This is a genomic window from Rhodoferax saidenbachensis, from assembly GCF_001955715.1.
Classification (GTDB): domain Bacteria; phylum Pseudomonadota; class Gammaproteobacteria; order Burkholderiales; family Burkholderiaceae_C; genus Allorhodoferax; species Allorhodoferax saidenbachensis.
Genome location: NZ_CP019239.1, coordinates 1,784,688 through 1,809,314, shown reverse-complemented (window position 1 = coordinate 1,809,314; position 24,627 = coordinate 1,784,688). Strand labels below are relative to the sequence as shown.

21 protein-coding genes are annotated in these 24,627 nt (G+C 61.4%); 3 read left to right on the top strand and 18 right to left on the bottom strand.

What is annotated here, in order from left to right; translation table 11 throughout:
• Positions 1-50: 50 nt before the first annotated feature.
• From dnaB to ppsA, 7 genes are all read right to left on the bottom strand, one after another.
• Positions 51-1,472: a replicative DNA helicase gene (gene dnaB, locus RS694_RS08635; protein ID WP_029708821.1), complete on the bottom strand. Its 1,422-nt coding sequence runs from the start codon at positions 1,470-1,472 to the stop codon at positions 51-53.
• Between the two features lie 195 nt (positions 1,473-1,667).
• Positions 1,668-2,120, bottom strand: coding sequence for a 50S ribosomal protein L9 (rplI, locus tag RS694_RS08630; RefSeq protein ID WP_029708820.1), 453 nt, complete (start codon positions 2,118-2,120; stop codon positions 1,668-1,670).
• A gap of 12 nt (positions 2,121-2,132) precedes the next feature.
• Positions 2,133-2,414 (bottom strand): 30S ribosomal protein S18, encoded by a 282-nt coding sequence (rpsR, locus tag RS694_RS08625; RefSeq protein WP_029708819.1) that lies wholly within the window; start codon positions 2,412-2,414, stop codon positions 2,133-2,135.
• Between the two features lie 17 nt (positions 2,415-2,431).
• Complete coding sequence (gene priB, locus RS694_RS08620) at positions 2,432-2,725, bottom strand: primosomal replication protein N (RefSeq protein WP_029708818.1); 294 nt, start codon at positions 2,723-2,725, stop codon at positions 2,432-2,434.
• Between the two features lie 23 nt (positions 2,726-2,748).
• Complete coding sequence (gene rpsF, locus RS694_RS08615; RefSeq protein ID WP_029708817.1) at positions 2,749-3,114, bottom strand: 30S ribosomal protein S6; 366 nt, start codon at positions 3,112-3,114, stop codon at positions 2,749-2,751.
• A 143-nt stretch (positions 3,115-3,257) separates the two neighbouring features.
• Positions 3,258-5,552, bottom strand: a complete 2,295-nt coding sequence (locus RS694_RS08610) for a VC_2705 family sodium/solute symporter (protein WP_076069520.1) — start codon at positions 5,550-5,552, stop codon at positions 3,258-3,260.
• Positions 5,549-7,954: a phosphoenolpyruvate synthase gene (ppsA, locus tag RS694_RS08605; protein ID WP_029708815.1), complete on the bottom strand. Its 2,406-nt coding sequence runs from the start codon at positions 7,952-7,954 to the stop codon at positions 5,549-5,551. The genes RS694_RS08610 and ppsA overlap by 4 nt, the downstream gene beginning before the upstream one ends.
• Before the next feature lie 218 nt (positions 7,955-8,172).
• On the opposite strand from ppsA, the gene ppsR reads away from it, so the two are divergent.
• Complete coding sequence (ppsR, locus tag RS694_RS08600) at positions 8,173-8,994, top strand: posphoenolpyruvate synthetase regulatory kinase/phosphorylase PpsR (protein WP_029708814.1); 822 nt, start codon at positions 8,173-8,175, stop codon at positions 8,992-8,994.
• Between the two features lie 179 nt (positions 8,995-9,173).
• Here the strand turns inward: ppsR and RS694_RS08595 are convergent, their stop codons facing one another.
• Together RS694_RS08595 and RS694_RS08590 are read right to left on the bottom strand one after the other, a co-directional pair.
• Entirely contained in the window at positions 9,174-10,523 is a 1,350-nt protein-coding gene (locus RS694_RS08595; RefSeq protein WP_029708813.1) for a dicarboxylate/amino acid:cation symporter, read from the bottom strand.
• 151 nt (positions 10,524-10,674) lie between these two features.
• Positions 10,675-11,676, bottom strand: a complete 1,002-nt coding sequence (locus RS694_RS08590) for a DctP family TRAP transporter solute-binding subunit (protein WP_076069517.1) — start codon at positions 11,674-11,676, stop codon at positions 10,675-10,677.
• Positions 11,677-11,699: 23 nt separating this feature from the next.
• Here RS694_RS08590 and RS694_RS08585 point away from each other — a divergent pair, with 23 nt between their 5' ends.
• Both RS694_RS08585 and RS694_RS08580 read left to right on the top strand, forming a co-directional pair.
• A complete protein-coding gene (locus tag RS694_RS08585; RefSeq protein ID WP_029708811.1) occupies positions 11,700-13,613 on the top strand; it encodes a sensor histidine kinase in 1,914 nt (637 codons plus the stop codon).
• The gene (locus RS694_RS08580; protein ID WP_241464127.1) at positions 13,595-14,245 is read left to right on the top strand and encodes a response regulator transcription factor; all 651 of its coding nucleotides are present in this window, start codon (positions 13,595-13,597) and stop codon (positions 14,243-14,245) included. The genes RS694_RS08585 and RS694_RS08580 overlap by 19 nt, the downstream gene beginning before the upstream one ends.
• 2 nt (positions 14,246-14,247) lie before the next feature.
• Here the strand turns inward: RS694_RS08580 and RS694_RS08575 are convergent, their stop codons facing one another.
• From RS694_RS08575 to cobN, 9 genes are all read right to left on the bottom strand, one after another.
• On the bottom strand, positions 14,248-15,033 hold the full coding sequence (locus tag RS694_RS08575; RefSeq protein WP_029708809.1) for a heme ABC transporter ATP-binding protein: 786 nt from the start codon (positions 15,031-15,033) through the stop codon (positions 14,248-14,250).
• Positions 15,033-16,097 (bottom strand): FecCD family ABC transporter permease, encoded by a 1,065-nt coding sequence (locus RS694_RS08570; protein WP_029708808.1) that lies wholly within the window; start codon positions 16,095-16,097, stop codon positions 15,033-15,035. The genes RS694_RS08575 and RS694_RS08570 overlap by 1 nt, the downstream gene beginning before the upstream one ends.
• On the bottom strand, positions 16,094-17,017 hold the full coding sequence (locus RS694_RS08565; protein WP_029708807.1) for a heme/hemin ABC transporter substrate-binding protein: 924 nt from the start codon (positions 17,015-17,017) through the stop codon (positions 16,094-16,096). The genes RS694_RS08570 and RS694_RS08565 overlap by 4 nt, the downstream gene beginning before the upstream one ends.
• Before the next feature lie 24 nt (positions 17,018-17,041).
• Positions 17,042-18,145 carry a hemin-degrading factor gene (locus RS694_RS08560; protein WP_029708806.1) on the bottom strand — a complete coding sequence of 368 codons (1,104 nt, stop codon included), beginning with the start codon at positions 18,143-18,145 and terminating at the stop codon, positions 17,042-17,044.
• A complete protein-coding gene (locus RS694_RS08555; RefSeq protein ID WP_051392009.1) occupies positions 18,142-18,471 on the bottom strand; it encodes a hypothetical protein in 330 nt (109 codons plus the stop codon). Before RS694_RS08555 ends, RS694_RS08560 begins: the two co-directional genes overlap by 4 nt.
• Before the next feature lie 345 nt (positions 18,472-18,816).
• A complete protein-coding gene (locus RS694_RS08550; RefSeq protein ID WP_081708677.1) occupies positions 18,817-19,125 on the bottom strand; it encodes a DUF2149 domain-containing protein in 309 nt (102 codons plus the stop codon).
• Positions 19,126-19,127: 2 nt separating this feature from the next.
• Entirely contained in the window at positions 19,128-19,619 is a 492-nt protein-coding gene (locus RS694_RS08545; RefSeq protein ID WP_029708803.1) for a MotA/TolQ/ExbB proton channel family protein, read from the bottom strand.
• Between the two features lie 9 nt (positions 19,620-19,628).
• Positions 19,629-20,567, bottom strand: a complete 939-nt coding sequence (locus RS694_RS08540; protein ID WP_051392008.1) for a ChaN family lipoprotein — start codon at positions 20,565-20,567, stop codon at positions 19,629-19,631.
• The gene (gene cobN / locus RS694_RS08535; RefSeq protein WP_241464125.1) at positions 20,564-24,619 is read right to left on the bottom strand and encodes a cobaltochelatase subunit CobN; all 4,056 of its coding nucleotides are present in this window, start codon (positions 24,617-24,619) and stop codon (positions 20,564-20,566) included. The genes RS694_RS08540 and cobN overlap by 4 nt, the downstream gene beginning before the upstream one ends.
• Positions 24,620-24,627: the final 8 nt, after the last annotated feature.

The window sequence follows — 24,627 nt, the reverse complement described above, 5'->3', positions numbered from 1 at the left end:
CAACGGGGGCTAGAGGCCAATTTGGCTTCTAGCCCTTGTTCTTTTGCGGGTCAATAATCTTCGCCGCCGCCACCGCTGGCCAGGCTTTCGAACTTGGTGATCTGGCGCAGGAAGGCCAGCTTGGTTGTTCCCGTAGGACCATTACGCTGCTTGGCGATGATCACCTCGGCCACGCCAGGCTCCTTGCTGGGATTCGGGCCGTCCATCTTGTTGTAATAGTCGTCGCGATAAATGAACATGATGACATCTGCATCCTGCTCGATCGCGCCGGATTCGCGCAAGTCACTCATCATGGGGCGCTTGTCAGGGCGCTGCTCCACACCTCGGCTAAGCTGCGACAGTGCGATCACCGGGCATTGCAGCTCCTTCGCCAGCATCTTGAGACCGCGCGAAATCTCGCCAACGGCAGTCGCGCGGTTTTCGTCGCTCATGCTGCTGGAGACGCTCATCAATTGCAGGTAGTCCACAACGATCAAACCGAGCTTTCCGCATTGGCGCGCCAGGCGGCGTGCGTTGGCACGCAGCTCGCTGACCGTCAAGCCAGCGGTTTCATCGATGTGCAGGGAAATAGTGCGCAGTTTTTCAATCGCTTCGGACAGACGTGGCCACTCCTCATCGGTGAGTTTGCCCGTGCGCAAATGGCCCTGGTCGATACGACCGATCGAACCCACGATACGCACCGCCAACTGAGCGGCGCCCATTTCCATAGAGAACACAGCCACAGGCAGGCCTTCGTTCAAGGCCACATGCTCGGCAATGTTGATGGCCAGCGCGGTCTTGCCCATCGAAGGGCGTGCCGCCAGAATGATCAGATCACCAGCCTGCATGCCCGACAGCTTGTGGTCCAAATCGTAAAACCCAGTGGGCACACCGGTAACGTCGCTGGGGTTGTCTGCCATCTCCTGAACACGGTCCAGCAGTTCAACGACCAGCGAATCCATGCCCTGGAAGCCCTGTTTGTTGCGTGCGCCATCTTCCCCGATATTGAATATCTTCTGCTCCGCTTCGTCCACGATGTCCGCGACCGGCCGCCCTTGGGTATTGAAAGCATTGGTCGCAATCTCGTCGCTGGCACTGACCAACTTGCGCAAGATGGAGCGGTCGCGCACGATCTCGGCATAGCGGCGGATATTGCTTGCACTGGGCACGTACTGCGCCAGCGAGTTCAGATAGACCAGTCCACCGATTTCCTCAGCCTTGCCTTGGCTTTGCAGGTGTTCATAGACAGTAATTACGTCGGCTGGCTTGTTGGCATTAACCAGCACACCAATGGCCGCGTAGATCAGCTTGTGTTCGTAGCGGTAAAAGTCGCCATCGGCCAGGATATCGCCCACGCGATCCCAGGCACCGTTGTCCAGCAACAGGCCGCCCAGCACGCTGGACTCACCTTCGATGGAGTGCGGTGGCACACGCAGTTGGGCGATCTGACGATCAGAATTAAATGCGTCACTGGTAGACAAAACGGCGGACATGGGGGGGTTCCTTCAAGCCTTTCATACTACGACGCGGATGGGGTCGCGTCGATGGAAAGGCTGGGAGCAAGTTGTGGACAAACTGTGTAAATAGCGGGATAACTACGCACCCAAAGCACAAAAGCCGCAAGGGACCTGCCCCGGCGGCTTTTGGGTAGAAGGCTCCCCGTTGCCGGGGTACGCCGTCAAATGCTGTTAAGCGGTTTCGCCGTACACGGAAACGGTGATGTCCACCACCACGTCGGTGTGCAGAGCCACGCTCACGGTGCTATCGCTCACGAGCTTGATAGGACCATTGGGCATACGGATCTGGGACTTGGCAACCTTGTAGCCGCCCTTGACCAGCTCTTCAGCGATGTCGTAGTTGGTCACGGAACCAAACAGACGGCCATCCACACCGGCCTTTTGGGTCAGCTTGATGGTCGTGCCACCGAGCTTGGCACCCAGAGCCTGGCATTCAGCCAGCTTGGCGGCAGCAGCCTTTTCCAGTTCGGCGCGCTTGGCTTCGAACTCTGCCTTGGCAGATTCGGTAGCGCGGCGTGCACGGCCGGAAGGGATCAGGAAGTTGCGTGCGTAGCCATCTTTGACCTTGACGATTTCGCCCAGGTTGCCGAGGTTCACGACCTTGTCGAGCAGAATAATTTGCATGGTCGGAGCTCCTTAGATCTTGTGCTGGTCGCTGTAAGGCAGCATCGCCAGGAAGCGAGCGCGCTTGATAGCGGTATTCAGTTGGCGCTGGAAAATAGCGCGGGTACCGGTCAGGCGTGCGGGGATGATCTTGCCGTTTTCAGCAATGAAGTCACGCAGCGTGTCGATGTCTTTGTAGTCAATCTCTTCCACACCGGTTACGGTGAAGCGGCAAAAGCGCTTGCGCTTGAACAGCAGTGATTGTGTGTTGCGCTTGGGGCGCTTGTCTTTGTTGAAACGTTTTGGTCCGGGCATGATGGACTCCTAAAAAATTAATCTTGCAAGAAATCTTGAATATGGAAAACGACGGATTTGCCGTGGCGTGCATTGGCGAGAAAACCGTTGAACTTCCAGACACTGCCGAGGGCCTGCTTTGCAAGCCGCTCTGCCAATGTGCCGAAAGCCACTGCTTTCACTACCACCTTCACGGTTCGCTGGCCCCCTGCTTCTGTCACCTGCGACTCGTGTTCGAGCTGCAGGTTCAGAGCGGGTAAACCGGCTGGCGTGTAACGCATGGATTCCACCGCTGCGATACAGGCACTTAAAACCAGTGAGTTGGCTTGCACTCCTTTTCAGGCAAATGCGTTGATTACGCTTGGTACTCGGCCTGTTGGGCCTTGCGTGCGTCTTCGCGTTCCACAGTCTTCATCATGGACGAAGGACCTGTTTCGGCTTTTTTCTTCAGCACGGTGAGGTGGCGCAACACGGCGTCGTTGAACTTGAAAGCGTGTTCCAGTTCGGACATCACGGCCTGGTCGGCTTCGATGTTGACGCACAGGTAGTGGGCCTTGGCCAGCTTGTTGATCATGTAAACCATCTGACGACGGCCCCAGTCTTCAACACGGTGGACCTTGCCACCGCCAGCGGTGATCATGCCCTTGTAACGTTCCAGCATCGCAGGAACTTGTTCGCTCTGATCCGGGTGGATCATGAGGATGATTTCATAATGACGCATTGATACTCCTTGTGGATTTCCCAGTATCTGGGCCCAGCACTTTCGTGCCGGTGAAAATAAAGCTGCCCTCAGCGTCTAATTGAGGTGCAGCAAGGCGAAGCCCGCGATTATAGCCCAGCTCGCCAGGAACCTCAACCCGGCGCCTAGGCAGCGGGCGCTGCCGGTTCGGAAACCGGGGTCAGCAGACTCAACACGACGGTGACACACAGCCCCGCAGCCACCCCGAAAACCCCGGCGGATATGGGCTGGATACCAAACCACAGCCCGTCCCCGCTCAGGTTGAACGCACTGCGGACCGCCGGTAGGTTGAACGCCATGTAGTACATCGTGATGCTCAAGCCCGCCAACATGCCACCCACAGCGCCAGCCCGCGTGCAGCCTTTCCAGAAAATCCCCAGCACCATGGCAGGCACAAAAGCCGCGCCGGCCAGCGAAAAGGACGCAGAAACCAAGTACAGGATGCCAATCGGCCGCTGCGCCGCCACATACGCCGCAATCAAGGCCACCACCAGCAAGGCAAATTTGGACCACATGACGCGCCGCATCGCCCGGGCCTTGTTGCCGTCGTCCCCGTCAAAGTAAACGTCGTGGGCCAGTGCATTGCCAATGGTCAGCAGCAGGCCGTCGGCCGTGGACAGCGCTGCCGCCAGACCACCCGCAGCCACCAGCACCGACACCACATAGGGCAAGCCCCCAATTTCAGGCGTGGCCAACATCACCAGATCGGCGCCGATCTTGAGCTCGGCAAACTGCAGGATATGGTCACCATTCACATCCGACACCGCCAGCAGTGCCGGGTCCCGCGCCCACTGGGCGACCCAGGCGGGCAGACTGTCAAAAGGCTGGCCGACCAGGTGCGTCATGACTTCGTACTTGACCATCACCGCCAGCGCGGGCGCTGATAAATACAACAGGGCAATGAAAAACAAAGACCAGGCCACGGAGCGGCGGGACTCGGACACGGTGGGCGTGGTGTAGTAACGCGTCAGCAAATGCGGCAAACCTGCCGTTCCGACCATCAAGCAAAACATCAGGGCCAAGAAGTTCAGGCGCGAATTGTCAAAGATCTGCTGTTCTTCATCCGTGCCTGCCGGATCACCGGCAAAAGGAGTCGCATGGGGCGGCATCCCGCCCAGCGGCCAGGCTCGCTCCAGGTTGTCGGCCCGCGCCCGGCTCCAGACCTCACGTGCCGTGTCAGCATCCTTGGGCAATGCCGCCAGTTCGCGCCGCAAAAGCGTGACGCGTCCATCATCTATGCGGGCTTCCGCCAAGGCACGCAATTGGTCACGCAATGCCTGTCGCTCGGCATACAAGGACTTCTCCACGTTTTCCAGTTTCTTCGCATACGACTCGGCACGGCGGGCATACTCAGCGATCACCTGCTGCTCTGCCGGCGAGTCCATCAACTGCTTCTCCATGGTGGCGATTTTTTCCAGTTGCTGTCCATAGACCAGGGGCGCCAGCGGGTTGCCGATCTGCTTGTAGGCCAGCCAGGACACAGGAATCAGGAACGCCAGGATGATGACCACGTACTGGGTCACCTGCGTCCAGGTCACTGCACGCATGCCACCCAGGAACGAACACACCAGCACACCACCGAGGCCCAGCAAAATGCCGATCTCGAAATGCACCCCCGTCAGGCGCGACGTAATCAGCCCCACACCGTAAATCTGCGCCACCACGTAGGTGAATGAACACAATACTGCTGCCAACGCCGCAATCATGCGCGGCCAGCGCCCACCGAAACGCACGGCAAAATAGTCGGGCACGGTGTACAGCTTCATGCGCCGCAGATAAGGCGCCACCAGCAAGGCCACCAGGCAAAACCCCCCAGTCCAGCCCAGAACGTAGGCCAAACCGCCGGGCTGGTTGCTGGAGCCCGAAAACCCCTGCAGGTACAAGCCACCAGCCAGGCTGATGAAAGACGCCGCACTCATCCAGTCTGCGGCTGTGGCCATGCCGTTGTACATGGCCGGAACGCGCCGCCCGGCCACGTAATACTCCGCCGCATCGGCAGTGCGTCCGTACACGCCTATCACCGCGTACAGAATCAAAGTGACCGACAGGAACAGTCCGGCCACCCAGGCTTTGGGCAGGCCAAAATGCTCGGCAACCGCCAGCGCCAGCAACAGCGCAAGCAGCCCACCGACATAGAAAACAAAACGGCGGTTGATCCGGCGTTTGTATTGGCCATACGCATGTTGGTCAAAGTCCGGAGCGTCCCCTTCCCTTCGGTTGGCGCGCCACGCGAACACCACCACAATGGCAATAAAAACCAGCACCGAGCCCTGGGCTGCAAACCAGAAGCTCACAGGCCAGGACGCGACCACCGTCTGCAGGTCGCGGGCAAAGAACACCACCCCGAACGACGCGGCAAACCACAGCGCCAACAAGCCTGCGTGCAGTTGCCAGCGGCGCTTGGTCTGCGGCTGCGTCATTTCGTCGCGAGTTGCTGCCAGGTCGCGATCACCGAGTCCGGGTTCAGGGAAATCGAGGAAATGCCCTCACGCTCCAGCCACACCGCAAAATCCGGGTGATCGCTGGGGCCCTGGCCGCAAATGCCGATGTACTTGCCCTGGCGTTTGCATGCGGCAATCGCCAGGCTAATCAGCGCCTTGACGGCCGGGTCACGCTCATCAAAGTCGGCTGCCAGCAGCTCCAGCCCGGAATCGCGGTCCAGGCCCAGCGTGAGCTGGGTCAGGTCGTTGGAGCCGATGGAGAAGCCGTCGAAGTATTCGAGGAACTGGTCGGCCAGGATGGCGTTGCTGGGAATCTCGCACATCATCACCAGCTTGAGGTCATCCTGACCGCGTTGCAGTCCGTGGCGTGCCAGCAGTTCGGTGACCTTCTTGGCCTGGCCCAGCGTGCGCACAAAGGGCACCATGACCTGCACATTGGTCAGGCCCATGTCGTTGCGCACGCGCTTGAGGGCCTCGCACTCCATGGCAAAGGCTTCACCAAACTCGGTGCTGGTGTAACGCACGGCGCCGCGGAAGCCCAGCATCGGGTTTTCTTCTTCGGGCTCGTAACGGCTGCCGCCAATCAGCTTGCGGTATTCGTTGCTCTTGAAGTCCGACAGGCGCACGATCACCGGCTTGGGCCAGAAGGCCGCAGCAATGGTGGCCACCCCTTCGGCGACGCGGTCCACATAAAACGCGCGTGGCGAAGCGTGTCCGCGTGCCACGGATTCCACGGCCTTTTTCAGGTCCGCGTCCACATTCGGGTAGTCGAGGATGGCCTTGGGGTGCACACCAATGTTGTTGTTGATGATGAACTCCAGCCGGGCCAAGCCCACGCCCTGGTTGGGCAACTGGCAGAAGTCAAACGCGAGCTGAGGGTTGCCCACGTTCATCATGATCTTGACGGGAATCTCGGGCATCGCGCCGCGCTGTACTTCGGACACTTCCGTTTCCAGCAGGCCGTCGTAGATGAAACCGGTGTCACCCTCAGCGCAGCTCACGGTCACCAGCATGCCGTCCTTGAGCGTATCGGTGGCATTGCCACAGCCCACCACAGCCGGAATGCCCAATTCGCGCGCAATGATGGCAGCGTGGCAGGTGCGGCCACCGCGGTTGGTGACGATGGCGCTGGCGCGTTTCATGACCGGCTCCCAGTTCGGGTCGGTCATGTCGGTCACCAGAATGTCACCGGCTTGCACCTGGTCCATCTCGCTGATGTTGTGCACGATGCGCACCGGGCCGGTGCCGATCTTCTGCCCAATGGCACGGCCTTCGACCAGCACCGCGCCCTTGCCTTTGAGTTTGTAGCGCAGCTCGACCTTGTCGCCAGCCTGGCTCTTCACCGTCTCGGGGCGCGCCTGCAGGATGTAGAGCTCGCCGTCGATGCCGTCCTTGCCCCACTCGATGTCCATGGGGCGGCCATAGTGCTCTTCGATCACCAGCGCGTAGCGGGCCAGTTGCTCCACGTCGGCATCGGTCAGCGAGTAACGGTTGCGCAGCTCGGTGGGCACGTCGGTGGTTTTGACCAGCTTGCCCTTCATCGGACCTTCTGCAACTTTTTCTTCGGGTGTCGTGAACACCATCTGCAAGAGCTTGGAGCCCAGGTTGCGGCGAATCACGGCTTTCTTGCCAGCGCGCAGAATGGGCTTGTGCACATAGAACTCGTCGGGGTTCACAGCACCCTGCACCACCGTCTCACCCAGGCCGTAGCTGGAGGTGATGAACACCACCTGGTCAAAACCCGATTCGGTGTCGATCGTGAACATCACGCCAGCCGCGCCCAAGTCGGAGCGCACCATGCGCTGCACACCGGCAGAGAGGGCTACCACGTCGTGGGCAAAGCCCTTGTGCACGCGGTAGCTGATGGCGCGGTCGTTGTAGAGCGAGGCAAATACCTCTTTCATCTTGTGCAGCACGTCCTCGATGCCGACCACATTGAGGAAGGTTTCCTGCTGGCCGGCAAAGGACGCATCAGGCAAGTCTTCGGCCGTGGCAGACGAGCGCACGGCAAAACTGGCTTGGGCTTGGCCACCGGACAAGGTGACGAAAGCTGCACGGATGGCTTTTTCCAGATCGGCGGGAAAAGGCTGGGCCTCCACCATGGCGCGAATCTCGGCACCGACCTGGGCCAGCGCGCGTACATCTTCCGTGTCCAAGGTTTTCAGCTTGGCGCTGATCTTTTCGGCCAGGCCAGCGTGCGCCAGAAACTGGCGGAAAGCATGCGCCGTGGTGGCAAACCCGGTAGGCACTTTCACGCCCTGCGGTAGCTGGGAAATCATCTCCCCCAGGCTGGCGTTTTTGCCCCCCACGGATTCCACATCGGCCATGCGCAGCAGCTCGAAGGGGACGACCAGGTCGGTGGGGTTGAAAAGATTAGACATAGGAATGCTCCAGAAGTTAAAACCGTTTCATGGCCCGCAGGTCCTGGACCCGCCCGCAGCCGCGCAGGACCCGCCCGTTTTCTGTTGTTGGTGTTCTGGAAAACGCGCCGGTTGCCAAATGCGCTAAATTGCGGTGATTGTAGGTGGCGAGGGCGGCCGTTGAGGCGGCGGAAAACCCGGGCGCGCTTGCAGATCACTGACACCCTGGACCCCACCCCATGCACCAACGCACCGTATTTTTCATTTCAGACGGCACCGGCATCACCGCCGAGACCTTTGGCAACGCCATCCTGGCCCAGTTTGAGATGAAGGCCCGCCACGTGCGCCTGCCCTTTGTGGACACGGCCGACAAGGCCTACCAGGCAGTGCGCCAGATCAACCACACCGGGGTGGCAGACGGCAACAAACCCATTGTTTTCACCACACTGGTGAACATGGAGGTGCTCAAAGTGATCCAGGAAGGCTGCCAGGGCATGCTGCTGGACATGTTTGGCATGTTTGTGAACCCGCTGGAAAACGAGCTGCAGATCAAGTCCAACCACCGCATCGGCCGTTTCAGCGATGCCAGCAAAAGCAAGGAATACCACGACCGCATTGAGGCCATCAACTTCTCGCTGGCGCACGACGACGGCCAGAGCAACCGCGACCTGGAGCAAAGCGACGTGATTCTTGTCGGCGTGAGCCGCAGCGGCAAGACGCCCACCTCGCTGTACCTGGCTATGCAATACGGCCTGAAGGCGTCCAACTACCCGCTGATCCCGGAAGACTTTGACCGGCGCCAACTGCCACCGGCACTGGTGGCCCACAAGGCGAAGATTTTCGGCCTGACCATCCAGCCCGAGCGCCTCTCCGAAATCCGCAACGAACGGCGCCCCAACTCCAAATACGCCTCGCTGGAGAACTGCCGCATGGAAGTGGCCGAGGCGGAGGCCATGATGCGCCGCACCGGCATACGCTGGCTGTCCACCACGACCAAGTCCATCGAAGAAATCGCCACCACCATCCTGCAGGAAATCCACCCGGAGCGGCTGACGTATTAGAGTTTGCTATATCTTCAATAGCTGCTTGCGCATATTACATAAGGGCTAGAGGCACTTTTCACATAAATTTAGAGCGACATTGCCTATACCCGCCAAAGTGGGTCAGCCCCTCAAGATGAGGTCACCCGCCCAACAAAAAGGGCACCCGAAGGTGCCCTTGCCGTAAACGCCCTGAATACTCAGGCACGTTTGCCCGATGCAACGGCCATGTGTGCCACCTGCTGGTCCAGAATCACTTCTGGCTCCTGGGATTCTTGCGCGGTGGGGTGGTTCAGCCCGGCCTGCAAGCGCTTCATGTCCAGGTCACCCGTCCATTTGGCCACCACCAGCGTGGCGACCCCATTGCCCACAAGATTGGTCAGTGCACGTGCCTCCGACATGAACCGGTCAATCCCAAGAATCAAGGCGAGACCTGCCACCGGGACGTGGCCCACGGCAGACAAGGTGGCAGCCAGCACGATAAAACCACTGCCCGTAATGCCGGCCGCGCCTTTGGAGGTCAACAACAACACGGCCAGCAATGTGATCTGTTCCACGATACCCAACGGCGTATCGGTCGCTTGGGCAATGAACACCGCTGCCATGGTCAGGTAGATGGACGTGCCGTCCAGGTTGAACGAGTAACCGGTAGGAATCACCAGGCCCACAACCGACTTGCGGGCACCCAGGTTTTCCATTTTTTCCATCATGCGCGGCAGCACGGACTCGCTGGATGAGGTGCCCAGCACGATGAGCAGTTCTTCCTTGATGTAGCGCACAAACTTGAAGATGCTGAAGCCGTGCAGCTTGGCAATCACACCCAGCACACCAAACACAAAGAACAGGCAGGTGATATAGAACGCCCCCATGAGTTTGCCCAGGGAGAACAACGAATCCACGCCGTACTTGCCAATCGTGAACGCCATGGCACCGAAAGCGCCGATGGGAGCAACCTTCATGATGATGCCCACGATGTCAAACAACACGTGGGATGTCTTCTCGATGAAGTCAAACACCATGGTGCCGCGGCCGCCGAAGCGGTGCAGCGCAAAGCCGAACAACATGGAGAACAGCAGCACCTGCAGAATTTCTCCCTTGGCAAATGCATCGACCACAGAGACGGGGATCACATTCAACAGGAAGTCCACGGTGCCCTGCATCTTGCCGGGTGCCGTGTAGGCCGCAATGCCCTTGGTGTCCAGCGATGCCGCATCCACATGCATGCCCACGCCAGGCTGCAGCACGTTCACCACGATCAGACCCACGACCAGGGCCAGGGTGGAAACAATTTCAAAGTACAGCAGCGCCAGCCCGCCAGTCTTGCCCACCTTCTTCATGTCCTCCATGCCGGCAATGCCGACCACCACGGTACAGAAGATGATCGGGGCGATGATCATCTTGATGAGCTTGATAAAGCCATCGCCCAAGGGCTTCATGTCAGCCCCCACTTGCGGATAAAAATGGCCCAGCAGTACGCCGACGGTGACGGCGAACAGGACCTGTGCGTAAAGAGATTTGTAGAGCGGCTTGCGCGCAGTGGTCAAAGACATGGCAGGGGCCTTGCGAGAAAAGGTTGAACGGAAAATGGCTGGGGGCTGTGAGGCCAACGACCATGCGGTGATCCGGGCTACCGGACAGAGCGCAACGATACGGAACCGTGCCCGTGCCGCCAACTGTGGCGTTCAACAGTCGGGTTAACCCTTAATTTGCCGCCAAATCCTTGCGAATTTGCGCCCAAAAAGCTTTGTCCACACTGCGTTCAAAGTAGGTATAGGCCGGTTGGGCAGCAGTGCGCAAACGCTCGCGTTCGGCTTCACTCAAAGCGTGAATCCGCACACCTGGCATGCTGCGCAATTGCGTCAGCGCCTGTTGGTCCAGCGTGGCCGACAACGCGTTGCCAAAGGCCAGCGCATCTGCCAACGCCGTTTGCAGCAGGCGGCGGTCTGCCGCAGCCAGGCTGGCCCAAAAGCGCGGATTGGTCAGCACCACATAACCCAGGTAGCCATGCCGCGTCAGCGTCACATCGGACTGCACGTCGGCCAGTCCCTGCGTGAGGAAATTGGACAGCGGGTTCTCCGTGCCGTCCACCACCCGGCTGGACAAGGCCCGCCGCGACTCGCCAAAAGGCAAGGCAACACCTTGCGCGCCCAACGCCTGCATTTGCGCCAGCAACACGGACGAGGCCTGCACGCGCAGCCGCAACCCCTGGTAATCGGCAGGCGTGCGCAGCGGCTTGCGCGCACTCATTTGTTTGAACCCGTTGTCCATGAACCCCAAGCCCTGCAACTGCTGGCGCCCCAATGCGGCCAGCAGTTGCTGCCCTACCGCGCCCTGGGTCAGCCGGTGCACCTGCGCGAGGTCGCTGAACAGGAAAGGCAAATCAAACACTTCAAATTCCGGCAGGCCCACATTGCCGAATTTGGACAGCGAAGGCGCCAGCATTTCCACGGCGCCAAGGCGCAGCGCCTCCATCTCGTCGTCATCGCCATACAGGCGGGAATCGGGGTAAATGTTGACCTGGATACGCCCCTGCGAACGCGCAGCCACCAAGGCCTGAAACTGCAACACCATGCGCCCTTTGGGCGTGTCGTTGGCCACCACATGCGAGAAACGCACTACTACCGGCGCAGCGGTCGCCGCATGCAAGGGCGACAGCGCCGCGTACAGCCAGCAGGCAAAAAGAAGGCGGAAAGCGCGAGACATGTCCGCTATGCTAATCGCCTGCCATGCCCACCACCTTCGACCTCGACCTGCTGGACCTCAACGCGCGCCAAGCCTCCAGCCTGAGCCGCAGCGCCATGCGCGGGCTGATGGGCATGCTGGTGCTGGTGGGCATCTCCATCGTGTTGCTGGCCATGTTCCTGCGCCAGGTGGAGACGCAAGAAGAAGCACGCCGGCGCAGCGCAGACGCCGAATGGCTGGACCAGACCCTGCGCTTTCACTTTCGCCGGCTGGAGAGCGATTTGGGCGTGATGGCCCTGACCGCGCAAAACCCCAACGCTGCCGCCACCTTGCAGCCCGGCCTGCTGTGGCAAAGCCCCGGCGTGATTGCTTTTCACGGCTGGATTCCGGCCAAGGTACAAAACGATACGCAGTTCTGGCCGCCCAGCTTGCGCAAGGCAGCTGAAGCGCCTGCCGACGCCCAATCCTTGCGCACCATGCTCAAGACCACACGCGGATTGCAGCGCGCTGCCTATGCGGGGCCTCTGCCCTATGACGCTGAGCATGGCAGCACCCTGTGGCTGGCCGTGCCGCTGTTCGAGCAAGGGCGTTTTGCCGGCGACTACGTGGCGGCCATTCAGCTGGAGCCCATGCTGACCCAGGCCATTCCCGCCTGGTTTTTGAACGACCACCGCATCACCCTGGCGAACGCCAACACCCTCCCCGGTACGACGCGTTATCTGGCCCCCGTGAACCTGCCCGGTACCCAGTGGCGGTTGGCCGTAGACGTGCTGGATTACCAGCCCGCACTGGCACCACGCGCCTTTTTTTCCGTGGCCTTGTTGTGCCTCTTGGGCATGTTGTTGGCGTTGTACCTGCTGTGGCGCGATATTGCGCGACGCCGGCGCGCGGAGTCGCAGTTGCAAACCCAGATCGTCCTGCGCACAGCCATGGAGCGCGCCGTCATGCTCGGCCTGCGCGCCTGGGACCTGCAGGGCCGATTGCTCTACGTCAACCAGGCCTTTTGCCGCATGGTGGGTCGCAGCGCCGCAGAGCTGATGGCCGAGCCCGCACCTGCCATGGGAGATGGAGCCACAGCGGCATCCTCTGCACTTGTCGAGCATGAGCGCGAGGGGGTGTTGACCCACCGCGATGGCCACACACTGTCGGTGCTGGAACACCATGCGCCGCTGACCAAGGTGGACGGCACGGTGATTGGCTGGATGGGCTCCACTCTGGACATTACCGAACGCAAACGCATGGAGCAGCTGGCGGCCCGCCAGCAGGAAAAACTCGAAGCATCCGGGCGGCTGATTGCCGTGGGCGAAGTGGCCTCCACGCTGGCACATGAGCTTAACCAGCCCCTGGGCGCACTCAGCAGCTTTGCCACCGGCCTGCGCAACAACCTGCAAGAACAGCGCTTACGCCTTGAGGATATTGCCCCTGTGGTTGAACGCATGGAACAACTGGCCGACAAGGCCGGGCGGGTGATTCACCGGGTCAACGCCTTCGCCCGGCGCCAGGAAATGCAGCGCCAACCCCTGGATGTGCTGCCATTCATGCGACGGGTAGCCCAGCAAGTGCCTCTGCCTGCCAGCATGGTGCGGGACATCGTGCTTCCCACCAACGCGCCCCCTTTACCCGCCGACGCCCTGCTACTGGAACATGCCCTGCACAACCTGGTACTCAACGCCACGGAATGGGCCGGGCAAGGCCAGGCGCCAATACCAACCGTCCGGGTCAGCCTGGAAATGGACACCCACATGGCAGGCCTGCGTGTGGAAGACAGCGGCCCCGGCATTCCGGCAGACCAGGCGCCCCGCATCTTTGATGCATTCGAGAGCGGCAAACCCGGCGGCATGGGCATGGGCCTGTCCATTTGCCGCTCGATTGCCGAGGCGCACCACGGCCGTATTGATGTGGCACACAGCGCCGCGCTCGGCGGAGCACAATTCACCCTGTGGCTACCGCTCCAATAACCCCCGCTGTGTACCTGGTGGACGACGACGTCGACTTCCGGGAAGGACTGGCCTGGCTGCTCGATTCCCGCGGCCTGACGGTACGCAGTTGGAGCGCGGGCGACAGCTTTCTGGAGTCCTTGCGCCAAGGCACGTGGCCCTGGGAATGCTCAGTGCTGGTGCTGGACATCCGTATGGAGCCGCTCTCCGGTCTGGCCACCTTTGAGCAGCTCAAGACCATGGGCTGGCCCTGGCCCGTGTTGTTCCTGACCGGCCATGGCGACATGGGCATGGCGGTGGCTGCAGTCAAACAAGGGGCGTGGGATTTTCTGGAAAAGCCCTTCCAGAACAACCTGCTGGTCGACAAGATCATTGCAGCGCAGGCCGTTGCACTGCAGCAGCAAACGGAATCACTGGAACGTCTGGAGTTTCAGCTGGCGCTGGATGGACTGAGCGCGCGCGAAACCGAAGTGCTGGAAGAACTGCTCAAGGGCCACTACAACAAGAACATTGCGGACCACCTGGGCATCACCCCGCGCACCATCGAATTCCACCGCGCCAACATCTTTGAAAAACTCAAGGTGCAATCGGCGGTGGAACTGGCACACCGCGTGGGCCTGTACGGCCGAAAACCGCCGCAGAACAATTCGTAGATTCAGTGCACCAGCAACTGCGCGACCCCGTCGTCGCTCTGGATCGCCTGGGCCTGCACTTTCCACACCGTTTGCACGGTTTCGGGTTGCAGCACCTCGTGCGGAGCGCCCTGGGCAAACACCTGCCCTTTTTGCAGCAGTACCACCTGGTCGGCGTAACGCAGCGCCAGGTTCAAGTCATGCAGCACGGCCACCACCCCCACACCCTGCTGGACCGCCCAGTCACGGGCCAGGCGCAGCACCTGGTGTTGGTGTGACAAATCCAGCGCCGCAGTGGGCTCGTCCATCAGCAACCAGCGCGGTGCGCCGCCCGGCAACGGGTCCCAGATCTGCGCCAGCACACGTGCCAACTGGGCGCGGGCACGTTCGCCACCGCTCAGGGTGTTGACTACGCGGTCCTGCAAGGCATGCATGTCGGTGGCGCGCATCGCAGCGTCCACAATGCCAGCCTCGTCCTGGTTGGGCTTCAGGCGGTGCGGAAAACGGCCCAATTCCACCACCTCGCGCACCGTGTAATCAAACGCAATGCTGCTGTCTTGCGGCAGCAGTGCACGCACCTGCGCCAGCGCTTCGGGCCGGTAACCGGACAGCGCCTGGCCGTTGAGCACCACATGCCCACCCGAGGGACGGCGCTGGCCGCTGATCAGCGACAACAAGGTGGACTTGCCCGCGCCGTTGGGGCCTAACAGCGCTGTGAGTTGGCCCGGCTGAAGGTCCAGCGACACGGGCTGCAACAAATGCAAGCCCTGCACCGCAAACGACGCCGCCTGGACTTGTAATTGGGACATCACACTCGCCCCTTGAAAGTGCGCAACAGCAGCAAAAACACCGGAACCCCCACAAACGCGGTGAGCACACCCAGCGGCAGTTCCGCCGGTTGCACGATGGTGCGGGCCACACTGTCCGCCAGCAGCACCAGTGCGGCGCCCAGCATGGCAGAGCCGGCCAGCACCACACGCTGGTCAGGCCCGGCAATCAGGCGCACACAGTGCGGTGCCACCAGGCCAATAAAGCCGATCATGCCGGTGCTGGCAGTGACGGCGCCCACCGACAGCGCGGTGATCACCACCGCCTGGCGTTTGACACGTTCCACGTCCACGCCCAGCAGCGTGGCTTGCGCCTCGCCCAGCGCCATGGCATTGAGCGGACGCGCCAGCCGCAGGCCCGCAGCAATACAGGCGGCCACGATGGCCGCAATCAAGGCAACCGCGCTCCAGCGCGCACCACCCAAGCTGCCCAAGAGCCAGAACTGCAGGCTGCGCAGTTGTTCATCGGTCGCCAGAAAGGTCAGGTAGCCGAGCCCCGCGCCACCCAGCGCATTCATCGCGATACCGGCCAACAGCATCATGCCGACGCGGGTTTCCCCCTCCGACTGGGCTAGGCCGTAAATCACGATGGTGACCAGCAGGCCACCGGCAAAGGCCGAGCACACCAGCATCCAACTGCCCAGCGTGTTGGACAACGAAGGAAACCAGGCCGCCCCCAGCACAATGGCCATGGCTGCCGCCAGAGCAGCGCCGGCGCTCACACCGATCAGACCGGGGTCTGCCAGCGGGTTGCGAAACATGCCCTGCATCAGCGCACCAGCCAAGCCCAGGCCAGCACCCGCCACCAGGCCCAGCACCAGACGCGGCAGGCGGATGTGCAGGAACACCAGTTCAGCAGAAGACCTTTGTGCATCCCAGGCCAACAGAGAGTTCAGCATGTCCCACAGGTCCGACAGGCTGATGGCGTAGGCACCGCGGGCGCTGGACACCAACAGGCTGACCACGACCAGCACACTGCCCAACCCCAACACCATGGACCGAGGCATGCGCACGGCAGCCCCTTTGTGCGACAGCACCGCGGTCATGCGGTGAGCAGACGGCGGTGCAAGGTGGCCACCGTGGCGGGCAGACGCGGGCCAAAGCCCAGCAGCTCCAGCGCGTCCATGTGCACCAGCACACGGTTGCGGTAGGCCGGGGTCAATTCCAGCTCGGGGCGGGCCCAGAACTTGTCGATGCCGCCTGCAGCGGTGATGCCTTGCGTAGTGGTCAAGATCAGGTCCGGTGCCGCCACCGCCATGGCCTCGGCGGTCATGGGGCGGTAGCCTGCGAAGCCGTCAATCGCATTCACGCCGCCCGCAAAACGGATCAGCGCATCTGCACCCGTTTTGCTGCCCGACACCTGCGGAGTACCGCTATGGGCCAGGATAAAAAGCACACGACGCTTGGGGCCGCGCGCAGCGGCTACGAGCTTTTGCGTGGCAGCCCACTGGGCGTTCAGGTCGGCCAGCAAGGCCTTGGCGCGGGCCTGCTGCGCCGCGGCATTGCCCACCACGGTCACCAAGCGCTGCACCTCACCCCAGGTGTGGTCAGACTCCATCATCTCCACCTTGACACCGGCGCTGCGCACCTGGTCCAGCACCGCGGGCGGACCCGCGTCGCTGGTAGCGAGCAACACATCGGGCTTGAGCGAGAGCAGCCCTTCGGCCGACAACTGGCGCATGTAGCCCACCTTGGGGGTGGCAAGCGCCGCCTCGGGGTACAGGCTGGTGGTGTCAGTACCGACCAATTGGGCCTGTGCGCCCAGTGCGTAGATGACTTCAGTGATCGCCCCGTTCACCGAGACGATTCTGGGCAAGCCGTTCTTGGCGGAGCGCGATGCGCTGGCTGGGTTTGATTGGGCCAGTGCCAGACTCGGGAGCGCAGCACTCGCAGACAGCACGCCACCGATTGCCACGGCTTGCCGCAGTACCGTGCGCCGTTGCATGGTCGAGAGAGGGTAGGACATGGTCTTTCTTTCCGCTACGCACGTTTACACGCTCGCCGTTGCTTTGGCGCCCAGACGTGGCACACCGGCCACCAGGTCACGCCAGGACTGCAGCTCTGGCAAACCGGGCTTGCGCACACCAAAGAACTGGACCATCAATTCCTCACGGGCGTCGAACACTTCGATCGAGGTCACCACGCCATCGGCGGTGGGTTTTTCCACGGCCCAGATGTTGACAATCATGTCTTCGCGCAGGTGCAGGTTGAAACCCGCGTCCAGCACGTTGATCCAGCGCGCCGCAGGCGACACCATGGGCTCGATGCGTTTGACCGGGCCGCTGTGGATCTGGATGCAACCGGGGTTGCCGACAAACACCATGATGGGGGTGGCTTCCATGGCAGCTTCGTCCAGCAGATGGCGCACAGCGGTGGTTTCCAGGCGCGCCGTAAAACGCCCTTCTACTGCAGCCAATGCTTGCTGGCGCTGCACGTCAAACTTGCGCAACAGGCCGAAGAATTCATGGGTGTCTTTCAGGTTGGCCCAACCTTCGGCCAGACCGGTCGCGTCAATATCGGCATCCGGGCGCGCCACTGCGGGTGCGGGAGCCGGCGTGAACGCATAGGACTTGCCGGGCACGGCAAACTTGTCCACCAGCGCCTTGAAGGCCGCCAGATCAGTACCGGGACGCACAAAAATCTTGTGCACGGCATCGCCATGCGCGTCGTAGAACTGCAGGCTTTGCGAAGGTGGGTTGGCCGGGTCGTTGGCCAGTTCGGTCACGGCGTAACCGGCATGCCAGCGCATGAAGAACAGGCGCAAGTCGATCACTTCACCCAGCGCAATGCCGACACCACCGTTGGCGCTGACGTTTTCATACACACCGGTTTTCTCGTGCACGGTGGATTCGTTGCGCGTGAGCGCCATGACCTCTCCAACGTGTTGTACGCCTTGCAGCACGTCCAGCCAGGGGCCTTGCAATGAAATGACTTTGAGGTTGAACGCGTGTTCGCCGGTGTGGGCGTCCAGCACCGCGCCTTCGCTCACACCCACGGCATGTGCAGCATCGCGCGCGCGTTTGCCGGCGTTGCGTGCGGCAGTAAAGCGCTCGCGCAGGTCGGCGGGATTCAGGGTATCAAGTACGGCACTCATTGCAATTTCTCCGGTGTGGTGTGCCACAGGGCACGGGCTTGTTGTGTATCGGGGTCGCTGGCGGACTTTTGGGCCAACCAATGCATACGCAACTTGTCGGTCATGGCCTGAAAGCCAGGTGACACCAGCGGGTGCTGTGACAGCAGCCCCAGGTTGCAAAAGATCTTTTGGGACATCGCGTTGCGCTGTTGCGGGTTCTCCGCTTCGGCATACCCGGTCATCAGTGCCAGAGTGCCCGCCAGCATCGCCTCCAGGCCGGGCATCTGGTATTCCTCCGCGCTGGAGGCTTCTTCTTCACGCATGGACGCAGAGCTGGAAATCGCCATGATCAGACCCTTTTGAACGAACACCAAACCATAGAAACCACCTGTTCACTGAACTGGCGGAGTGCGCCAGGGTGCAGGTATCAACATTGGCTGGCTGGGCTGGCCCGTGGGTGCAGTGGTGTGCGCCCAGGCGGCTGGCGTAGCTTGCTACTGGGATTGATTCTATATGATAATTATTCGTATTTACAAATAGACTGCAGCATTCTTTACACGCGCTTTGGCATGGTCTGGTGGGCAATTTGGGGCCCGATTCGGCGGCACCATGCCGCGCAAAAAGCTATATTTTTAATAGCTGCTTGCGCAATCTGCATAAGGGTTAAAGGCTGATTTGATGCCTGGATCCGCTTACTCCGGCACGTAAACGATGCCGCCATCTTTCATGCGGTAGGCGGTACCGGCCTTGGCGCCCTCGCCCTGTCCGATCTGGCCGCTGGACTTGTAGCGCTCGATCTTCTCGCCCTTTTTCACCATCATCTCCATGGTCGGCTTGCCGGCATCGGTAATCACCGTCACATCCTGCTTGCTGAACGCATTGAGCATGGGGTTTTGCGCCACGGTGATCAGCAGCGCTGCGATGATGACGAGGAAGATGTCGATGATGTTGACCACCGACAGGATGGGATCGTCGTTCTCCGGTTCGTGCAACAGCTTCAGGCTCATACTGCTTTCCTTTGCTGCAAGGTCACCAGCTCTTCAGCCAGCCAGCGGCGGCGCACATTGGCCACCCAGTAGGTAATGCTGGCCGCAATCAGCGCCAGAATCACCGCAGAAAACGCCACCGTCAGGCTGCCCGACACCTGGGCCAGGTTGCCGTCCGACAGGGACTTGAGCGCGGGGCCCATGGGGATCATGGTGCCGACCAGGCCCAGCATGGGCGCAATGCGGCTGGCCAGGCGTTCTGGTTCCAGCAGCTTGTGGGCAAACAGGTCGAGTTCGTCTTCGGTTGCTTCGGGGCGTTTGGCCACGTAACGCATCAACGGGAAGCCGCCCAGTTTTTCAGGGTTGCGGCGTTGCAGGGTCTGCACGGTGAACGAGCCCAGCACATACAGCGCATAGACAAACAACAGCGCCACCAGAGACAGTACGGGCAGCAAAAACAGCTGGCCGACCTGGTACATGAAAATTTCAATCATCGAGCTTTGGCTCATGGGGTTTCCTTAAGGCTTGGGAGTAGAAGAAGGGGTTGAAGCAGGTTTGGCTGGCGCGGCCAAGCCCGGCAAAGGTGTGGCGCAGGGGTCGGGCCGATCCAGGCCGGTGGTGAACCACAACACATCGAATCCGGCACGGTCGTAATCCGCGGGCAGGGCCTTGCCCTCCATGGTTTCCACCATGGCAATGGTCAGCGCCTGCTCGGGGGCCGCCAGGTAACGCGGCACGGCACGGTCGGCGCGCACGTGGCCTGCACCAGCGATCAGCACCACCGGGCCGCCCACGGCATCCAGCGTCTGGGCCATGCGGGCATCACGGGCGCGCTGCGCGGCCACGATGCCGTTCAGGCGCGCGGCCTCGGGGCGGTGGCCGCAATGGCCTTGCACCACGTCATCTTCCAGCGCGGCCTGCTGCGCGGCGGTGGCCACGGGCAGTGCGGGAACGACTTCACCCATGGCGATCTTGCGGGCGTCGGTACGCGACAAGTTGGCAGCGCGCAGCGGCCACTGGCGCTGCGCGGCAAAGGCCATCATGTCCTTGTACATGGGCCAGCGCCAGCCCTTGCGGTTCAGTTGCCCCGCATCGGCCAGGGCTTCGGCATCGGTCTGCCCCGCAGCTTGTGCCTGGCTCAGTGCCGCCTGGAATTCGGAATCCAGTTGCTCCATGGCCAATGCAGGTTTGGCACCCAGCGCGGCCATGCCCTTGAGCACATCGAGCTGGCGTGCATGGTGGACCTCGCTGTCGTGTTTTTCACCGAGCAACACATAACGGGCTGCTGCGGCACGCTGGTACAGCGTGGCCTCGGTGATGAACTGCTGGGCACGCGTGTCCCAGATGCGGCCTTGCAAGGCGTGAGGCGTTTGGGCATGCGTGGCTACGGCCATGCACAGGCCCATAGACAGCTGCACGCTGCCCCATAAAGTAGTGGTACTGGTGGTGGTTTTCATGCTTTTCTCCATTGGCGCCAGGCGCCAATCGCTGGCGTCATCAACAACAAGCCCACGGCAAACAAGAGCATGGTGCTCAAGGCCTGGACGACGGGCTCCGCCACTTGCTCCAGCTTCATACCTTCAATCAGCGGAGGCGCCTGCGGCTCCAGAGGTTTATCCGCCGATGGCGCCTGCTGGGGCTGGGCTGCCGCTGCGGCGCGTGCCGCCGGCGCAGCTTGTGCCGCTGCACCGTCCACAGGCTGTGCCAGGCCATAACCGGACAGGCCCACAAACTCCTGAAATGTGGTGTTGCTGGTACGCACGTCGTAGCGTTTGGCCAAGTCCGTGTACCGTTCCTTCAGTTCGTCCACTGTGGCGGCGTCCGCCTGCCAGTAACCCTGGCGCGCCATCTCCAGCATGCGCTCCATCATCTGGGCCAGCGCGTGGGGGTTGTTCTTTTCCATGTACTGGCGTAGCCCCAAGTTGTGTTTGTCACGCACATACACATCGGCAAACTCCTGCCACTGGTCGTCACGCACAATCTCGCGCGCCACGGTGGTCCAGCCGGTGAAGTTGTTCATGCTGTCCAGCATCTCGATGGTGCCGGCGTAACCCTCTTTCATCAGGCCCTTGATGTAGCCCGGGTGGAAGTTGCGCGTGGCCAGTTCCTTGGCCAGAAAGCTGGCGGCGTCTTCGGCCTTGCCCGAGCCCGAACCGCGCAGGTTGGAGATGAACAACTCGGGCGCTTTGCCGTCCAGATAGCGCACCGCGGTAGCGATGCCGCCCAAATACTGGAACGGATCGTCCGTGGTCAACATGCCGTAGAGGTTGGAGCTGCGTGCCAGCACCGCACCTTGCGTGCCCTTGAGGTGGGCGGCATATAAGTTCATGCTGGCGCCACCGCTGCTGCCACCGGCTTCACGGGCCAAGTCCGCACCGCTCTTGCCCCAGTCAGCCTCCACGGGGCCGTAGGCAAACTGCATCTTGCGCAGGTAGAGCTCGGCCATCTTGCGGTCACCCTCTTCCTTGGTCTTCCAAGTGTCGGTCGCCAGGGCCGCATCGTCCAAGCCCGTGCCATAGTTGCCCGTGGCAGCAGAGAACACACGGGTCTCGCCCGCGCGCTGCGCCGCATCCGCACGCCAGCCTTGCGCCACCAACTGGCTGGTTATGGTCTTGGCATTCTTGGCGACCGCGTTGTCTGTTTCTGCCGTGGCCTGCGAGGCCAGTTGGGCTGCCCGGGTCAACTGCTTCATCACATTGGGAAAATGGTCGCGGTACAAACCCGTGGCCGACAGCACCACGTCAATGCGTGGCCGGCCCAAGTCCTTGCGCGGCACCAGCGTCACATCGGTAACCCGACCACCCGCATCCCACACCGGCTCCACACCCATGGCCCACAAAGCCTGGGCTTCGAGCATGCCCATGTGGCGCATGGTCTCCACCGACCACAACGTGAAGGTGAATTTGGAGGGTGTCACGCCTGTTTTTTGTTTGTGCGCAGCGACCAGCTTGTCCAGCGCCTCTTTGCCTGCAGCCCACGCGGCCTTGGTAGGAACGCGTGACGGGTCAAAGCCATACAGGTTGCGGCCCGTGGGCAGGCTGTCAGGGTTTTTGATCGGGTCACCGCCATACGACGTGGGGATGTAGCGGCCACTCAGTGCGGCCAACAAGCTGCGCGTTTCGTTCTCGGCCTGCAAATCGACATACCAGCGGCGCGCCTGCTCCACCTGGGTCTTGAGTTTGGGCGGCAGGCCATCGATGGACTGACCTTCTACAACGTGTTTGACCAGCAACTTGTAGGGCGCGGTTTGCGTCATCTTGGCGTAGTCCGCAACGATGGCTTCGTCCGCTTCCAGGTTATTGCCATCCACAAACGTGGCCGTGGCTTCCCAGAACGGTGCGCCCAGCATCATCAGTACGGTGTACAGGCGGCCTTGCTCGTCCGAGCCCTTGCCAAAGGTGTGCAAACCGAGTGGTTGCGCGGACTGTGCCAACTCGTGCAAATGGTCGTGCAGCGCGTTAATGAAGGCCGGGAACTCACGCTCCAAACGCTCGGGCGTCCAGGCCATGTCACGGTCAATACGCTCCTTGCGTACCTGGGCGGTGATGGACAGGCGCAACTGTTCTTTCACAGCGCCCTGGTCCTGGGCCAGCCAGGCGTGCAGATCGTCGTGCAGCTTGGTCAACACCGCGTGCAAACCGGCCGGCGCGAACGGAGGCGTCTGGTGGCTGATGTTCACCGCGCGGCCACGGCGCTTGGTCTGCACGGCTTCGCCAATGTTGTCCACGATGTAGGGGTAGATCACCGGCACATTGCCCACCGCCATCAGCGGATAGTCATTCACCCACAGGCCACGTTCTTTGCCGGGCAGCCACTCCTGCGAACCGTGGGTGCCGAAGTGGATCAATGCATCGGCCTTGAACTGGCTGCGCATCCACAGGTAACCCGCCATGTAGGAATACGGCGGCGCGGCGCTGCTGGAGTGGTAGATGTCCTTGTTCTTGGCATACAGGCCACCACCCAGAGGTTCACCACGCGGAGGCTGCGGCATGATGACCACATTGCCCAGCTTGAGGCGCGGCACGGCAAAGAAGGCTTCGCCATTGCGGCGCACCAGAAATACCGATTTGTCCACTTGCGCCACTGCAGACGCCCAGACTTCGCGGCGTTCTTCGGGCAGGGTTTCCAGCCACTTCTTGTAAGTAGCCAATGGCATCAGTTCGGCCAAGCCATCGCGCACCAGGGCGTCCATTTCTTCGCCCACCGTGCCAGGCCGGTAAAACGGCGTGAGAAGACGCTGCAGATTGCGCCGGAGCGTGTCTGCGTCCATGGCTTCGGTGCGGTAGCCGTCCGCCTTCATGGCGGCCAGCGTGCTTTGCAGGCTGGTGGGCAAATTCATGAACGACGCGCCCAGGTTCTTCTCACCCGCAGGGTAGTTCCAGAACATGATGGCGACCTTCTTGTCGGCATTGGGCGCATGGGCCAGACGCGACAGCGCCATGGCCTTGCCCACCACAGCAGCGGCCTGCTCGGGGATCGGGCGCAACTGGTCGTCTTTGTCGGTGGCCGCAATCACCATGATGTCGTGCACGCCTGCGTACTCCGGCTGGGCCAGGTAAAACGGCACGTCCATCAGCGCAATACCCGTGGTGTCGTTCCACCAGGCGTCTGCGGTACCTTTGCGATAAGCCATGGCCTGGATCACCGGGATGCCCAGCTTTTCAAATTCGGTGCGCCGTCCCTCCGGGTTCAGCATGATCTGTGCGGTGATCAATACATCGGCCAGCAGCTTGCCCTCGGGCGCCAGGATCTTCGTGTTGGCGTCGTTGTCCATCACCGGGCTGTAGAAGGCCAGCGGCACCGCGCCTGCGGCTTCGATGCGGGCGATGAGGTCGTCGATCATGCCGGTCTGTTCGGCAGCAATCGCCTGCTGGTGGAAAGCCACCGCAATCACCGGCTTGCCCTTGGGTAGGCCCTTCCAGCGCAGGTAAGACGCCGTGTCGGCAAACACCAGCGAAGGTGCTTTGGGGTGGTAAATGGCTGTGGCCGGAAACACCTGCGGCGGCGCAATGCCCTTCCAGGGCTTCTTGGCAAAGTGCGCAGCAACCGTGGCAAAGAAGCCCGCGCTGTTGGTGCGCCCGCCATTCACGTAGTAGGCATGCAGGCGCTGGGCCAGGTCATCGGACAAGTTTTTCCAATGCGGCTTGGAGGTGTGTAACCACAGCAAAGGCGTCTTGGACTGCGCCAATGCGGGCAGCGCGTCTTTCACCTTCGCTGCAACCGCCTCCTCGATGTGATCACGCGGTGCATCGAACAGCACCATGTCATAGCCCGCCCACAGGCGCGAATCAATCACGCCCAGCTTCTCAATGAACTTCGCCTCCACCTTGACGCCATAGGGCGCCGCTGCTTCGGACAACACCTTGAACTTGCCGGGGGTGATGGGGCCGGTGGTAACAAACAACATGGATGCAGCAAACCCCACCGAGGGCGCAAGCCAGGCCATAAACAACAAAACCAACCACGACAAAGGTTGGCGTCGGCCGTACAGCCCTATCAAATATTTCATGTCACTCT

Bases quoted from the DNA above. Each gene is read 5' to 3' on its own strand.
- dnaB (WP_029708821.1), bottom strand. From the start codon at position 1,472: ATGTCCGCCGTTTTGTCTACCAGTGACGCATTTAATTCTGATCGTCAG.
- rplI (WP_029708820.1), bottom strand. From the start codon at position 2,120: ATGCAAATTATTCTGCTCGACAAGGTCGTGAACCTCGGCAACCTGGGC.
- rpsR (WP_029708819.1), bottom strand. From the start codon at position 2,414: ATGCCCGGACCAAAACGTTTCAACAAAGACAAGCGCCCCAAGCGCAAC.
- rpsF (WP_029708817.1), bottom strand. From the start codon at position 3,114: ATGCGTCATTATGAAATCATCCTCATGATCCACCCGGATCAGAGCGAA.
- RS694_RS08610 (WP_076069520.1), bottom strand. From the start codon at position 5,552: ATGACGCAGCCGCAGACCAAGCGCCGCTGGCAACTGCACGCAGGCTTG.
- ppsA (WP_029708815.1), bottom strand. From the start codon at position 7,954: ATGTCTAATCTTTTCAACCCCACCGACCTGGTCGTCCCCTTCGAGCTG.
- ppsR (WP_029708814.1), top strand. From the start codon at position 8,173: ATGCACCAACGCACCGTATTTTTCATTTCAGACGGCACCGGCATCACC.
- RS694_RS08595 (WP_029708813.1), bottom strand. From the start codon at position 10,523: ATGTCTTTGACCACTGCGCGCAAGCCGCTCTACAAATCTCTTTACGCA.
- RS694_RS08590 (WP_076069517.1), bottom strand. From the start codon at position 11,676: ATGTCTCGCGCTTTCCGCCTTCTTTTTGCCTGCTGGCTGTACGCGGCG.
- RS694_RS08585 (WP_029708811.1), top strand. From the start codon at position 11,700: ATGCCCACCACCTTCGACCTCGACCTGCTGGACCTCAACGCGCGCCAA.
- RS694_RS08575 (WP_029708809.1), bottom strand. From the start codon at position 15,033: ATGTCCCAATTACAAGTCCAGGCGGCGTCGTTTGCGGTGCAGGGCTTG.
- RS694_RS08570 (WP_029708808.1), bottom strand. From the start codon at position 16,097: ATGACCGCGGTGCTGTCGCACAAAGGGGCTGCCGTGCGCATGCCTCGG.
- RS694_RS08565 (WP_029708807.1), bottom strand. From the start codon at position 17,017: ATGTCCTACCCTCTCTCGACCATGCAACGGCGCACGGTACTGCGGCAA.
- RS694_RS08560 (WP_029708806.1), bottom strand. From the start codon at position 18,145: ATGAGTGCCGTACTTGATACCCTGAATCCCGCCGACCTGCGCGAGCGC.
- RS694_RS08555 (WP_051392009.1), bottom strand. From the start codon at position 18,471: ATGGCGATTTCCAGCTCTGCGTCCATGCGTGAAGAAGAAGCCTCCAGC.
- RS694_RS08545 (WP_029708803.1), bottom strand. From the start codon at position 19,619: ATGAGCCAAAGCTCGATGATTGAAATTTTCATGTACCAGGTCGGCCAG.
- RS694_RS08540 (WP_051392008.1), bottom strand. From the start codon at position 20,567: ATGAAAACCACCACCAGTACCACTACTTTATGGGGCAGCGTGCAGCTG.
- cobN (WP_241464125.1), bottom strand. From the start codon at position 24,619: ATGAAATATTTGATAGGGCTGTACGGCCGACGCCAACCTTTGTCGTGG.